Below are 13,218 nucleotides of genomic sequence, written 5' to 3'. Positions count from 1 at the left end.
CTTAACCTTTCTGTTTGATTTTCGCCCAGCTATCTTTCAACCCTACGGTACGGTTAAACACCAGTTGCCCCGGCTTGGAGAGATGACGGTCAGCGCAGAAGTAACCCATGCGTTCAAACTGGAAACGATCTTCCGGCACGGCTTTGGCCAGACTTGGCTCGCCGATTGCCTGGCAGATGACCAATGATTCTGGGTTCAGGTGCTCAAGGAAATCGACATCCTTGTCACGGTCCGGTTGCTCGACCATGAACAGATTGTCATACAGACGCACTTCCATGGGCACACCGTGAGTGGCGCTGACCCAGTGAACCACGCCTTTCACCTTGCGCCCTTCCGGATTTTTGCCGAGCGTGTCGAAGTCCACCGAACAGCGCAACTCAACCACTTCACCGGCGTCGTTCTTGATCACCTCGTCACACCGGATGACGTAGCTGTTGCGCAAGCGAACTTCCTTGCCTGGCGCCAAGCGGAAGAACTTCTTGGGTGCATCTTCCATGAAGTCATCCTGGTCGATGTACAGCTCGCGACCAAACGGTACCTTACGCGTCGGCATGTCGTCACGCGCGGGGTGCCCCGGCACGTCGTACACTTCCTCGTGGTCTTCTGCCACATTAGTCAGTACGACCTTGAGCGGTTTCAGCACGCACATGGCACGCGGCGCGTTATCTTCAAGGTCCGAGCGAATAGCGTGGGTCAGCATGGCGATATCGACAAGCCCGCCATCGGCACGCGTCACGCCGATCATTTCGCAGAATTTACGAATAGAGGCGGCGGTATAACCACGGCGGCGCATGCCGGAAATCGTCGGCATCCGTGGGTCATCCCAGCCGTCTACGATCTGCTCGTCCACTAACAGCTTCAATTTGCGTTTAGAGGTCAGCGTATAATCCAGGTTTAAGCGCGCAAACTCAATCTGACGTGGTTTGGCGGGAACCGGGAGATTATTCAGGAACCACTCATATAGCGGACGGTGGTCTTCAAATTCCAGCGTACAGATTGAGTGAGTGATGCCTTCGATCGCATCCGACTGCCCATGAGTGAAGTCGTAGGAAGGATAAATCTTCCATTTATCGCCGGTTTGGTGATGATTCGCATGACGAATGCGATACAAGATGGGATCGCGCAAGTTGATGTTAGGCGATGCCATATCGATTTTGGCACGTAGCACTTTTTCACTTTCACCGAATTCGCCAACACGCATACGCTCGAGTAAATCCAGGTTCTCCTCAACGCTACGTTCGCGGTAAGGGCTTGGCTTGCCAGGAGCGGTTAGCGTACCGCGATACTCACGGATCTCATCGGGCGAGAGATCATCCACGTAGGCTTTGCCTTCGCGAATTAAATGCTGTGCCCAGGCATAAAGCTGGTCAAAGTAGTCAGAAGCAAAGCGAACCGGGCCCGCCCAGCTAAAACCTAACCAACTGACGTCTTCTTTGATGGCGTCAATATAAGCCTGCTCTTCTTTCGCCGGGTTGGTGTCGTCAAAACGCAGATGACACTCACCACCCATTTGCTCCGCCAATCCGAAATTTAAGCAGATCGACTTTGCGTGGCCGATGTGCAGAAAACCGTTCGGCTCTGGGGGAAAACGCGTCACGATTTTTGTGACCTGGCCGCCCTCGATCTCGTCGCGTACTTGGTTGCGAATGAAGTTCGGCGCTGGGGTGGTCTCGTTGGTCATGGTGGTGTTGAAAACCTCGTGGTGGATGGCGTGCCAGGCAACCTCTGCCTACGCTATTAGGTTAGCGCTTCGCGGTGCCAAGCAAAACCGCTATTATAGCGTGACGCCGATGCACAGCGCCAAGGCGAACGTCTTCATTGAACAGGAATTTATTCATGATCGTATTACAGACAAACCACGGTGACATCACTATCGCGCTTAATCATGAAAAAGCGCCGGTAACAGCGGCTAACTTCGAGCAGTATGTTCGTGATGGATTTTACGATGGCACACTGTTTCACCGCGTCATTGACGGGTTTATGGTGCAAGGCGGTGGCTTTGATCAGGATTTCAACCAGAAGCCGACACGTGATTCGATCGAGAATGAAGCGGATAATGGCTTAAAGAACACTATCGGCACGCTTGCCATGGCTCGAACGCAAGACCCCCATTCGGCGACTGGCCAGTTTTTTATTAATGTTGGCGACAACGGCTTTTTGGATCACAGCGGAAAAAGCCTTCAAGGTTGGGGTTACGCTGTTTTTGGTGAAGTAGTTGATGGTATGGACGTGGTCAACGCCATTAAGGGTGTGAGCACAACACGCCGTGGCATGCATGCGGATGTGCCTGCGGAAGATGTGATCATTGAGCGTGCTTATGTAAAAGAAGCAGAATAACTCTTCGGGAGCATCATGCGCACACTGCTTGTAGCTGACATGCACTTAAGCAGCGACACCCCTGAGATCAATCAGGGGTTTTATCGCTATCTGGAACAAACTGCCCAGGGCGCAAGCGCCCTTTATATTTTGGGTGATCTTTTTGATGCGTGGATGGGTGATGACTTACTCGACACTCAGCATCCCCTTAGCGCCGTGGCGCTTGAAGTCATCCAACGCTTACGCAAGCTGAGCGATGACGGCACGGCTATTTATCTGTCTCATGGCAACCGTGACTTTCTGCTGGGCGAACGGTTTGTTAATGCCTGCCAGGCAACACTGCTCTCCGATGTGCAGGAAGTGGAGTTGGAGGGCGTGCCGCTTGTACTGTTGCATGGCGACAGCCTGTGCACCCAGGATGAAGCCTATATGGCGTTCAGGCAGCAGTCGCGCAATCCTGAATGGCAAGCACAGATTCTAGCGCTGCCTCTTGAGCAGCGCCTGGAGCTTGCCAAAAGCCTACGCATGCAATCAGGCGATGCCAACGCAAACAAGGCAGAAGCGATTATGGACGTGACCCATGCTGAAGTCGTACAACTGATGGAGCGTTATGGCGTTGCCACCATGATCCATGGCCATACACACCGCCCTAAGGTTCATGATCTTACGGTGGAAGACGTACCTGCTAAACGCTTTGTACTGGGTGACTGGGATGACCAGCACGGCTGGGACGTGATTATCGAGGAGTCTGACCGCCCTGAACCCAGGCTGCGTCAATTCTCCTTGGCCACGCCGCCCGCGGCGTAACTGCCTTCAGCAAACACAAAAAAGCCGATCAATCGATGATCGGCTTTTTTATTCATACCTGACAACGTTAGCGCTTGATATCCGCATCCTGATACAGGGTGTCAATCAAGCCCTGGATCACCGCTTGGGCTCTTAACTGCTCAGCCATTTGCGCGACAAAACCCGCTATTTGATCATTATCTTCGCCTGCCGATACGTCATCCAACGCGATAACCGCAACATCTTGCGACAGCGTAACAGCCCGGTACTGGCTTTCACCTTCATCCGGATTCGGCATACGGAAGACTTCCGACACCAATCCTTGAGGTAAAGAACTATTCTGCTGACGATTAACGTTAGTGGCTTCAAGCCAATTGACGTCGAGCGTCTCACCCGCATTAAGCGAAGCTGTCATTGCTTGAGCCTGCTCAAGCATGGCTTGTTGACGCTGTTGGGCGGCAACGGACTGCTCTACCTCATCGCGAACGTCATCCAGGCTTATCAGCGTCGCTTCACGGTGTTCGGCCACACGCAAGACCAAGCGTCGATCATCGTCGAGCTCAATCACTTCACTGTTATAGCCATCCGTCAGCACCTCTTCGCTGAAGGCTTCATCCAGCACGCCCGGCTCCGAAAGAACGCCTTCGCCTTCACCACGCGCGAGCCAATCGGTTTGCGTCAACGTTAAACCAATATCATCAGCGACGCTTTGCAAATCGTCCGCAGCAAAGCTCTGGTCAATCAGTTGCTGGACGTTAGCGTTAAACGTATCGTTAACTTCTCCTAACGCCACGTTTTGACGCAGAGTGTCGCGCTGCTCTTCAAACGAGGGGGCATCAACATCGGTCACTCGCAGAATGTGGAAGGCACCATCAACTTCAACGACCTGCGACGTTTCGCCTTCAGCAAGAGAGAATGCAGCCTCATCAAATGCATTGCCGAAAATACCGCGCGAAATCGTACCTAGATCGCCTCCTTCCTCGGCACTTGCTGTGTCATCAGAGTAGCGGAGTACCGTATCAGCAAAGGATTCGCCATCTTCCAGGTCATCATAAGCAGTGTCAGCAATGCTGCGTGCTTCTTCACGGGAACGTTCATCACCAAAGGTCACCATGATATGTGAAATGCGTCGATCCGCATTTTGATTCTGTTCACGCCACGCCTGGCGAAGCGTCTCTTCATCAATTTCACTTTCAGCGGCCATGGCTTGGCGATCAATCAGCACATACTCAACGCGTACCTGCTCAGGCCGCTCGAAACGCTCCTGATGGGCATCATAGTAAGCCTGTACCTGCTCGTCGGTGACATTGATATCAACATCTACGTCGTCGTTGTTCATCAGCACATAACGAAAACTGCGCTGCTGATTTTGTAACTCGGCCAAACGAGCCTGTTCGCTGGGCAGGCTAAAATCGCTGAATGCCAAGCCTTGCTGCAAATGCTGACGCTTAATGTCGACGCGCAAGTCCTGACGAAACGAGACAGGTGAATAACCTGCACCCGCTAGCCGGTTACGGAAAATGTCGGCCGAGAAATGACCATTTTGATCATGAAACTCGGGGAGGCCTACAATAATTTGGTCTAACTGTGCATCGGAGACGTAGAACCCACCGTCATCAGCGTACTGAGTAAGCAGTTGCTGGGTGATCAACTGGTCCAGCATATCATTGCGCAACGCACGCTCTTGTTCCGGCGGGACCTGGCCTGACCGAAGCGCTCGTTGCACCTCCAGCTCAACCTGCTGACGCATGATGGGCTGGCCATTGACACTTGCGACTTCATTGGGATCGCTGCCAAACACACTAAACAGTGATTCCACCCCAAACAGCGCCATGGCAGCCACCATGAGACCGATAATAATTTTGGCGCCCCAGCTTCTGGAGCCATTTCGAATACTTTGCAGCATGCTAGCCTCAGATAAACACAGCCATATAAATAAACCTTCACGTTGCCCGAAATCGTTTTCGGATAACCCCTTAAATACCAGGCCAAAAAATAACATGGGCGCATCGCGGATGCGATGCGCCCATTAGATTACATAAACACAGAACAATTAATTAACGGCGTCTTTCAGCGCCTTGCCTGCTTTGAAGCCAGGTACTTTCGCCGCTTTAATTTCGATAGGCTGGCCCGTCTGCGGGTTACGGCCAGTACGTGCAGCACGCTCTTTAATAGCGAAGGTACCAAAACCTACCAGTGAAACGCTTTCACCTTTTTTGAGGCTATCGGTGACAGACTCCACCATGGCATCCAATGCGCGGGTTGCCGCTGCTTTAGGAATATCGGCAGACGCGGCAATGGCTTCAATCAGCTCGGACTTATTCACACTTCACCCCTTAACTGTTTCAAAAAAATGGCTCTGTACGGCATGGCCACCAGAAGGTACAACCTCAAAGCATAGCTGCGTTTTATAGCAATGCCTTGAAACACCTGTCAAGCAAACACACCGTGGTATGCCCGCTGCACAAGGCTTTGGGCAAATTCTTTAAGTAAACATTAAAGACCAATGGCTTTAATATTAGTGTGTATTGGCTACGGTGGAGGAAGTAAACGATGTTTTAGCACCCTTTTCAGCACTTTTTAAAGACGTGCCCTCATCGTTTTCATCGCTCACTAGCGCCACCGCCAATACATCATCTATCCAGCGTACCGGACGAATATCAAGTGCACCCTTGATATTTTCCGGTACTTCCTTGAGATCACGACGATTTTCTTCAGGAATCAAGACGGTCTTTATACCACCGCGACGGGCTGCCAGCAATTTCTCCTTCAGGCCGCCTATCGGCAACACCTCGCCCCGAAGGTTAACTTCACCGGTCATCGCTACATCACAGCGCACTGCACGCTGCGTATAAGCCGACACCATAGCCGTTACCATCGCGACACCAGCGCTGGGGCCATCTTTAGGCGTAGCCCCTTCTGGCACATGGATATGCAGGTCTTCATTCTCAAAACGCGCAGGGTCAATACCGAACCCGTGAGCACGCGCCTTCACAACGGTTTGTGCGGCACTAACGGACTCTTTCATTACATCGCCGAGCGAGCCCGTTTTGTTAATTCGCCCTTTACCTGGCGTCACCACAGACTCAATGCTGAGAAGCTCTCCACCGACTGATGTCCAAGCAAGCCCTGTTACACGGCCAATCTGGTCGTCCTGCTCAGCCAGCCCGTAGCTGTAACGTCGTACGCCGGCATAGGCTTCAATTTGCTCAGCAGAAAGGGTTTGCGTCTCTTCGAGGTCTTTACGCTCCAAGCGCTCGCGAAGCACTTTACGGCAGACTTTAGCAATCTGGCGTTCAAGTTCACGCACCCCCGCTTCACGCGAGTAGTAGCGAATAAGCTCCAGCAGCGCATCATCCTGAAGTGCCAGCTCATCTGTCTTCAGTCCATTGGCAGCGAGCTGCTTCGGCAACAGATAACGCTTGGCGATCGCCAGCTTTTCATCTTCGGTATAGCCTGGCAGACGAATAATTTCCATACGGTCCAAAAGCGGGCCAGGAATATTCATCGAATTGGCCGTACAGATGAACAGCGTCTCTGAAAGGTCGTAATCCAGTTCCAGATAGTGATCGCTGAAGCTGTTGTTTTGCTCAGGATCCAACACTTCCAAAAGCGCTGAGGCTGGGTCGCCACGATGATCCATGCCGAGCTTATCCACTTCATCCAGCAGGAACAGTGGATTCTTGACACCTGCACGGCTCATGCGCTGCATTAGCTTACCGGGCAATGAACCAATATAAGTGCGTCGATGGCCACGAATCTCCGACTCATCCCGCACTCCGCCCAATGCCAAGCGTACATACTTACGATTGGTCGCCCGCGCGATGGACTGACCCAGCGAGGTCTTACCCACCCCAGGTGGGCCTACCAGGCACAGCACAGGGCCTTTCATCTTGCGTACGCGCTTTTGTACAGCCAAGTACTCAAGGATACGTGCTTTTACCTCTTCGAGGCCGTAATGGTCCTCATCAAGCACTTCTTGCGCTTTCACAAGATCATGCTTCACGCGCGTACGCTTTTTCCAAGGGACCGCTATCAGCCAATCCAGATAGGAGCGCACGACGGTCGATTCTGCAGAGTTAGCAGCCATCATTTTCAGCTTGTTCAGCTCTTGAGTCGCTTTATCGGCAGCCTCTTGTGGCATGCCCGACTCTTTGATCGCTTTCTCGTACTTTTCGGCTTCATTTGGTACGTTGTCGAGCTCGCCCATCTCTTTCTGAATGGCTTTCATCTGCTCGTTTAAGTAGTACTCGCGCTGGGTCTTTTCCATCTGCTCTTTAACACGTGAGCGGATGCGCTTTTCTACTTGAAGCAGATCAATTTCAGATTCGATTAAGGCCATCAGGTGCTCAATACGATCGCGCACCCTATCCATCTCTAAAAGCTCCTGTTTATCGCCAATTTTTAGCGATAAATGAGCCCAGATGGTGTCCACTAGCCGGCTTGGATCTTCAATCCCGGAAAGCGAGTTAAGCACCTCATTGGGCACTTTTTTCGACAGTTTAACGTACTGCTCGAACTGATTAAGCAGCACGCGTACCAGCGCTTCCTGTTCGCGGCTGGTTAAGGGCTCGCTCTCTCGAGGAGAAAGATGGGCTTGCGTATAGCCCGCTTCGTTCTCTTCGATGTCCAGTACATCCGCGCGAAAGCTGCCTTCAATCAACACTTTTACAGTGCCATCGGGAAGCTTGAGCAGCTGCATAATGTCCGCCACTGTGCCCATGGCATAGAGGTCGGCATTGTCCGGCTCATCCTGGGCTGCTTCTCGCTGAGCCACTAGCAATACGCGCTTATCAGCTTCCATCGCAGCTTCAAGCGCCTGAATCGACTTTTCACGCCCTACAAACAGAGGGATAACCATTTGCGGATACACGACGACGTCCCGCAACGGCAATAAAGGTAGACATTGAGTCTGTTCGGCGTTCTGCTGCATCGCAGACGTTCCTCAACAAATCGGAAGAGTACTTGATGGAACACCAAGGCAAGTACATCACTGTATGAAAAGTACTACGCAGTGTAGAGCAAACTACGCAGTGACACCCATGAACAACAAGGGGCCGCCTAGGCGACCCCTTGGTTTAGCGCAAGCGGCTGAAGTCACGCCGTTGGCCTATTACTAGCCATCCGTGCCATCAACGCGAGCATCTTCCTGCTTTGAATACATCAAGAGCGGCTCGCTTTCACCTGCGATTACCGATGCATCGATAACCACCTTGCTGACATTTTCCAGTGATGGAATTTCATACATGGTGTCAAGCAATACCGACTCAAGGATAGAGCGCAGGCCGCGTGCACCTGTCTTCCGCTCCATCGCCTTCGCAGCAACCGCTCGTAACGCTTCGTCTCTAAACTCAAGCGTCACGCCTTCCATTTCGAAGAGCTTTCCATACTGCTTGATGAGCGAGTTTTTGGGCTCTGTCAAAATCTGGATCAGCGCGTCTTCGGTAAGCTCCGTTAACGTAGCAATGACCGGTAGACGTCCAACAAACTCTGGAATCAAACCGAACTTCACCAGGTCTTCCGGCTCAACGTCTGCAAGCAGTTCACCGACACCACGTGCTGACTCTTTGCTCTTAACGCTGGCGTTAAAACCGATTCCGCCCTTTTCAGCCCGGTCACGTATAACCTTGTCCAGACCCGCGAAAGCGCCGCCCACAATAAACAGTATGTTACCGGTATTTACCTGAACAAACTCTTGCTGCGGATGCTTGCGGCCACCCTGAGGCGGTACAGAAGCCGTCGTGCCTTCGATTAGTTTGAGCAACGCCTGCTGTACACCTTCACCCGATACATCACGCGTGATAGACGGGTTGTCGGACTTACGAGAAATTTTGTCAATTTCATCGATATATACAATGCCGCGCTCGGCCTTCTCTACATCGTAGTCACACTTTTGAAGCAGCTTCTGGATGATGTTTTCAACATCTTCACCCACATAACCCGCTTCGGTCAGCGTTGTTGCATCCGCAATGGTGAAAGGTACGTTTAATAAACGTGCCATGGTCTCCGCTAGCAATGTTTTACCACTACCAGTGGGGCCGATGAGCAGAATATTGGATTTACCTAATTCAACATCGCCTTCACGTACGTCCGGTCTCAGACGCTTGTAGTGGTTATAAACCGCTACGGACAGCACCATTTTGGCGCGGTCTTGTCCAATGACGTAATCGTCCAGGGTATGACGTATTTCGCGAGGCGTAGGTAAACGCTCCTCATCGCTCTCGGCATCGGCTTCGAGAACTTCCTCGCGAATGATGTCATTACACAAGTCGACACACTCATCGCAGATATATACGGACGGGCCAGCAATCAGTTTACGTACTTCGTTCTGGTTTTTTCCACAGAACGAGCAGTAAAGTAATTTACCACCTTCATCCTTGCCTTTGCCGTCGGCCATTAGCGTACCTCTGTCACTGCGGCGGCTTGCACCGCCATAAAAGCTCGTTAGAAAAGCAAAACCTCATCACGCTATCAGGATGTAGGCCGCTTATCCAGCACTGCGTCAATCAAGCCATACTCTTGAGCTTTATTGGCGCTCATGAAATTGTCACGGTCGGTATCACGGGCAACCGCTTCCAGATCCTGACCAGTATGATGCGCAAGAATCTGATTCAACTTTTCGCGGATTCCCAGAATCTCACGGGTATGGATTTCAATGTCAGATGCCTGACCCTGATAACCCCCCAGCGGCTGATGAATCATGACCCGTGAATTAGGCAAGCAGTAACGCTTACCGGCTGCGCCTGCTGTTAAAAGCAGCGCGCCCATACTGGCCGCTTGACCAATACATACGGTTGATACATCGGGCTTAATAAACTGCATGGTGTCATAAATCGACATGCCTGCCGTTACCGAGCCACCCGGCGAGTTGATATAAAGATGGATATCCTTGTCGGGGTTTTCCGACTCAAGGAACAACATCTGAGCGACCACAAGGTTAGCCATGTAGTCTTCAACAGGGCCTACCAGGAAAATGACACGCTCTTTTAGCAGACGCGAGTAAATATCGTAGGCTCTTTCCCCTTTGGCGCTCTGCTCAACCACCATGGGCACTAAACCGCCGGCGTTTTGAATATCAAATCCACTCATTTGGGTGATTCCTTGCGTCCGATAAGGGAAAGGCGCACCGAGAACAGTGCGCCGCGCTGATGGGATTGCTTAGGCGTCTGCTTTCTCGCCTTCTTCAGCACCCTCGTCTTGTGCAGCCTGCTGCTGAGCGGCAGCTAATGCTTGCTGATAAGACATTTCAACGTCTTTAACGTTCGTTTGCTCAAGCAGTTTATCGACCGCTTTCTCTTCGAGAATGGCAGACTTAACCTGCGTTTTCAGCTGGTCGTTGCTCATGTAGTACTCAACAACCTCAGAAGGGTCCTGGTACTGCTCGGCCAGCTCTTCAACTTTTGCTTTAATCGCAGCATCGTCAGCGTCAAGCTCATTGACCTTGATCACTTCAGCCAGCAAAAGACCTACTTGAACGCGGCCCTTGGCCTGCTCTTCAAAAAGCTCATTGGGCAGCTGGCTAACATCAAAGTCTTCGCCAAGGCCAAACTGTTGAGCAGCCTGACGCTTCATTGCATCCGTTTCTTGCTGAACTAACGAGCTTGGCACCAGAATGTCGTTGGCTTCTTTAAGCGCGTCCAGCACCTGCTGCTTAACACGATTATCAACGGCCTGAGTCGCCTCACGCGTCATGTTCTTTTTGATTTCAGCGCGGAATTTATCCTGGTCGCCATCGTCTACGCCAAAGCGCTCAATGAAAGCAGCGTCAATTTCAGGCAGCTTCTGCGTGCTGACTTTATGCACCGTTACATTGAAGGTGGCTTCCTTACCTGCCAGATGCTCGGCCTGGTAATCTTCCGGGAAAGTAACCTTGATGGTTTTCTCTTCGCCAGCCTTGGCACCGATTAACTGCTCTTCAAAGCCTGGGATAAAGCTGTTGGAGCCAATCACTAGCGCGTGACCTTCAGCACTACCGCCTTCAAACGGCTCATCGCCCAGGAAACCTTTAAAATCAATCGTTACCTGATCGCCATCTGCTGCCGGTGTGTCCGCATCTTGCCAATCGGCATTTTGTTTACGCAGCGTCTCGATCATTTCATCAACGTCAGCATCGCTTACGCTAACCACCGGGCGCTCAACGTCAGTGCCTTCGATAGAGGTCAACTCGATCTGCGGATAAATTTCCATGATCGCTACGAATTCAAGATCTTTACCGGCTTCATTAATTTGCGGCTCAATCTGAGGGTAGCCAGCCGGGTTAAGGCCTTCTTCAGTGATGGCACGTACGTAACGCTCACGCATTACCTCGCCCACTACTTCACTGCGAACGCTGTCGCTATAGCGTTGGCGGACAACAGACATTGGTACCCGGCCTTGGCGAAAACCATTCAGCCGCACGTTTTTCGCGGTGTCTATCAGGCGAGCACTGACAGCCTCGTCGATTTCGGCAGCCGGTACTTGGATAGAAATACGGCGTTCGATCTGGGAGGTCGTCTCGACGGAAACTTGCATGAATTGTCCTCTAGCGGCTGGGCGTTGTATTAACAGTGTTTAAATAAATTCCAAGGGGCAATTTTAAGAACCCTAGCGCACGGTGGCAAGCGCCATGCTCGCAAGATGGGGGCGCTGCGGTTAATTACAAGGGAATAAGTGACTAATTTATTACTTTTAGACCTCGGACACAGAATTACGTGCTCATTACGATAGGCTACCTGCCACTTAGCAACCTTTACTGGCTATCGTAACGATACTCATGACTACTCATCAAGACTTACCTATTTCACGCATTATGCAAACCAGCATTTTGCACTGCACACCCGCCATACGCCTTGCCAAGCGGCAAAGCGTATGGCGAAGCGCCACTGCAGCTCTATTGTCATTATGGAGAGCCATCAGGCATTAGGTATCTGGACAGAGCATGACGCCTTGATGGTCAATTTCAGTACGCCCTCGGTTCTAATGCGGCCGATCGCCGCATTTATGGCATCACCCGTGCATAACGCGCCGCATCAAATGTTGCTCAGCGAGGCCCTTCTCATCACTGAGCTACCTGCATCATATTACGGCCCAAAGCCTAAAAATAGATCGCAGTTTTATTGAGACCTTTGCACCAGCAGGAGCACAACAGCCGCGCTATCGTTGCGGCGATTGCAAGCCTTACTCGTGAGCCAGGTATAAAGGCGGTCGCCGAAGGCGTCGAAACGGAGCAGCAATGGGACCTGCTGGGGTGAGTATACTATCGATTTTATCCAAGGGTTTTGGGCCTAAACGGGTTATTTATGGCGTTTAGGGCGCCACCATAAACTTACCGCATGCATTAAAAGACCACAGGTAGCGGCGTGAGAGATAAAGACTTCCCAGCTGATCCATGTGGTAAAAAGCGCGTGCCAAGCCCCCATGACTAAAGCGCCCACTAACAGCATGAGCACCAACCGTAGGCAAAGACGAGGTAATTGCTTGCGCGCGTCACGGGATAATAAACGCCATTGCGCTACCGCCGCACTGGCAACCAGTACGACACCCATCACAATAAGCGTTTGACGGGTACTGTGCCCACCTGCCATAAAACGCGGCAAAGATGCCAGCATCACCACACACAAACCGAGCGCAACACTAATGCGCTCTGCTGAAAAAGGCATCGGCTGCATTGCTTAGGCTACCTTTAGCTGCTGCTCTTCAATCCACGTCTCGACCCACGGTAGTGCGGCATCATCTGCCATAAATGTTTCCATGGCATCAATTTCCAACCGGTCACCCAAACGGCGTGCCCCATGGTCTTCAAGTAACGCATCAAGCGCTCTGCCCGCACCACAGTATGTATCACCGTAGGAGCTGTCGCCTAACGCAATCATGCCGTAGCGTAATGCCGTAAGGGCTGGGCTTGTATCTTTTAAGCTGCGCACAAAGGGCACAAAATTACCGGGAAAGTCACCACTGCCAGTGGTAGAGAGCACGAATAATGAGAGATCTTCATGGCTCGTTAGATCATCAAGCGTCGGCTGCTCAACAATATTAACGGCAAAGCCCGCTTGCTCGAATAATGGCTTTACCTGCTCAGCCACATCTAACGCACCGCCATACATCGTGCCAACCAATATGTTCAGTTGAGGCATTGTT

12 protein-coding genes are annotated in these 13,218 nt (G+C 51.7%); 3 read left to right on the top strand and 9 right to left on the bottom strand.

What is annotated here, in order from left to right; translation table 11 throughout:
• Nucleotide 1: 1 nt before the first annotated feature.
• Nucleotides 2-1,681 (bottom strand): glutamine--tRNA ligase/YqeY domain fusion protein, encoded by a 1,680-nt coding sequence (locus tag ACT3T6_RS14005; protein WP_193054608.1) that lies wholly within the window; start codon nt 1,679-1,681, stop codon nt 2-4.
• Between the two features lie 155 nt (nt 1,682-1,836).
• Between ACT3T6_RS14005 and ACT3T6_RS14000 the strand changes: the two genes are divergently transcribed.
• Nucleotides 1,837-2,337: a peptidylprolyl isomerase gene (locus ACT3T6_RS14000; protein WP_087111461.1), complete on the top strand. Its 501-nt coding sequence runs from the start codon at nt 1,837-1,839 to the stop codon at nt 2,335-2,337.
• 15 nt (nt 2,338-2,352) lie between these two features.
• Nucleotides 2,353-3,123 carry a UDP-2,3-diacylglucosamine diphosphatase gene (locus ACT3T6_RS13995; protein WP_193054609.1) on the top strand — a complete coding sequence of 257 codons (771 nt, stop codon included), beginning with the start codon at nt 2,353-2,355 and terminating at the stop codon, nt 3,121-3,123.
• Nucleotides 3,124-3,190: 67 nt separating this feature from the next.
• On the opposite strand, the gene ACT3T6_RS13990 is transcribed toward ACT3T6_RS13995, so the two are convergent.
• The 6 genes from ACT3T6_RS13990 to tig all read right to left on the bottom strand — a co-directional run bounded on the left by ACT3T6_RS13990 (nt 3,191) and on the right by tig (nt 11,613).
• The gene (locus tag ACT3T6_RS13990; RefSeq protein ID WP_193054610.1) at nt 3,191-5,008 is read right to left on the bottom strand and encodes a SurA N-terminal domain-containing protein; all 1,818 of its coding nucleotides are present in this window, start codon (nt 5,006-5,008) and stop codon (nt 3,191-3,193) included.
• Nucleotides 5,009-5,155: 147 nt separating this feature from the next.
• Nucleotides 5,156-5,428, bottom strand: coding sequence for an HU family DNA-binding protein (locus tag ACT3T6_RS13985; protein WP_087111465.1), 273 nt, complete (start codon nt 5,426-5,428; stop codon nt 5,156-5,158).
• A gap of 192 nt (nt 5,429-5,620) precedes the next feature.
• On the bottom strand, nt 5,621-8,035 hold the full coding sequence (lon, locus tag ACT3T6_RS13980; RefSeq protein ID WP_287077892.1) for an endopeptidase La: 2,415 nt from the start codon (nt 8,033-8,035) through the stop codon (nt 5,621-5,623).
• Between the two features lie 183 nt (nt 8,036-8,218).
• On the bottom strand, nt 8,219-9,499 hold the full coding sequence (gene clpX, locus ACT3T6_RS13975) for an ATP-dependent Clp protease ATP-binding subunit ClpX (RefSeq protein WP_172118799.1): 1,281 nt from the start codon (nt 9,497-9,499) through the stop codon (nt 8,219-8,221).
• Between the two features lie 74 nt (nt 9,500-9,573).
• The gene (gene clpP, locus ACT3T6_RS13970; RefSeq protein WP_193057203.1) at nt 9,574-10,191 is read right to left on the bottom strand and encodes an ATP-dependent Clp endopeptidase proteolytic subunit ClpP; all 618 of its coding nucleotides are present in this window, start codon (nt 10,189-10,191) and stop codon (nt 9,574-9,576) included.
• A 69-nt stretch (nt 10,192-10,260) separates the two neighbouring features.
• Nucleotides 10,261-11,613 carry a trigger factor gene (gene tig / locus ACT3T6_RS13965; RefSeq protein WP_193057204.1) on the bottom strand — a complete coding sequence of 451 codons (1,353 nt, stop codon included), beginning with the start codon at nt 11,611-11,613 and terminating at the stop codon, nt 10,261-10,263.
• Nucleotides 11,614-12,206: 593 nt separating this feature from the next.
• Between tig and ACT3T6_RS13960 the strand changes: the two genes are divergently transcribed.
• On the top strand, nt 12,207-12,332 hold the full coding sequence (locus ACT3T6_RS13960; RefSeq protein WP_193054555.1) for an EAL domain-containing protein: 126 nt from the start codon (nt 12,207-12,209) through the stop codon (nt 12,330-12,332).
• Between the two features lie 42 nt (nt 12,333-12,374).
• On the opposite strand, the gene ACT3T6_RS13955 is transcribed toward ACT3T6_RS13960, so the two are convergent.
• Nucleotides 12,375-12,749 (bottom strand): hypothetical protein, encoded by a 375-nt coding sequence (locus tag ACT3T6_RS13955; RefSeq protein ID WP_193054554.1) that lies wholly within the window; start codon nt 12,747-12,749, stop codon nt 12,375-12,377.
• Between the two features lie 3 nt (nt 12,750-12,752).
• Entirely contained in the window at nt 12,753-13,214 is a 462-nt protein-coding gene (locus ACT3T6_RS13950) for a flavodoxin (RefSeq protein WP_193054553.1), read from the bottom strand.
• Between the last annotated feature and the right edge of the window lie 4 nt (nt 13,215-13,218).

The organism is Halomonas sp. 72 (assembly GCF_052379785.1).
GTDB lineage: Bacteria > Pseudomonadota > Gammaproteobacteria > Pseudomonadales > Halomonadaceae > Vreelandella > Vreelandella citrativorans.
Note: the sequence above shows the minus strand (reverse complement) of the source record. Positions and strands in the feature narration are given on the sequence as shown.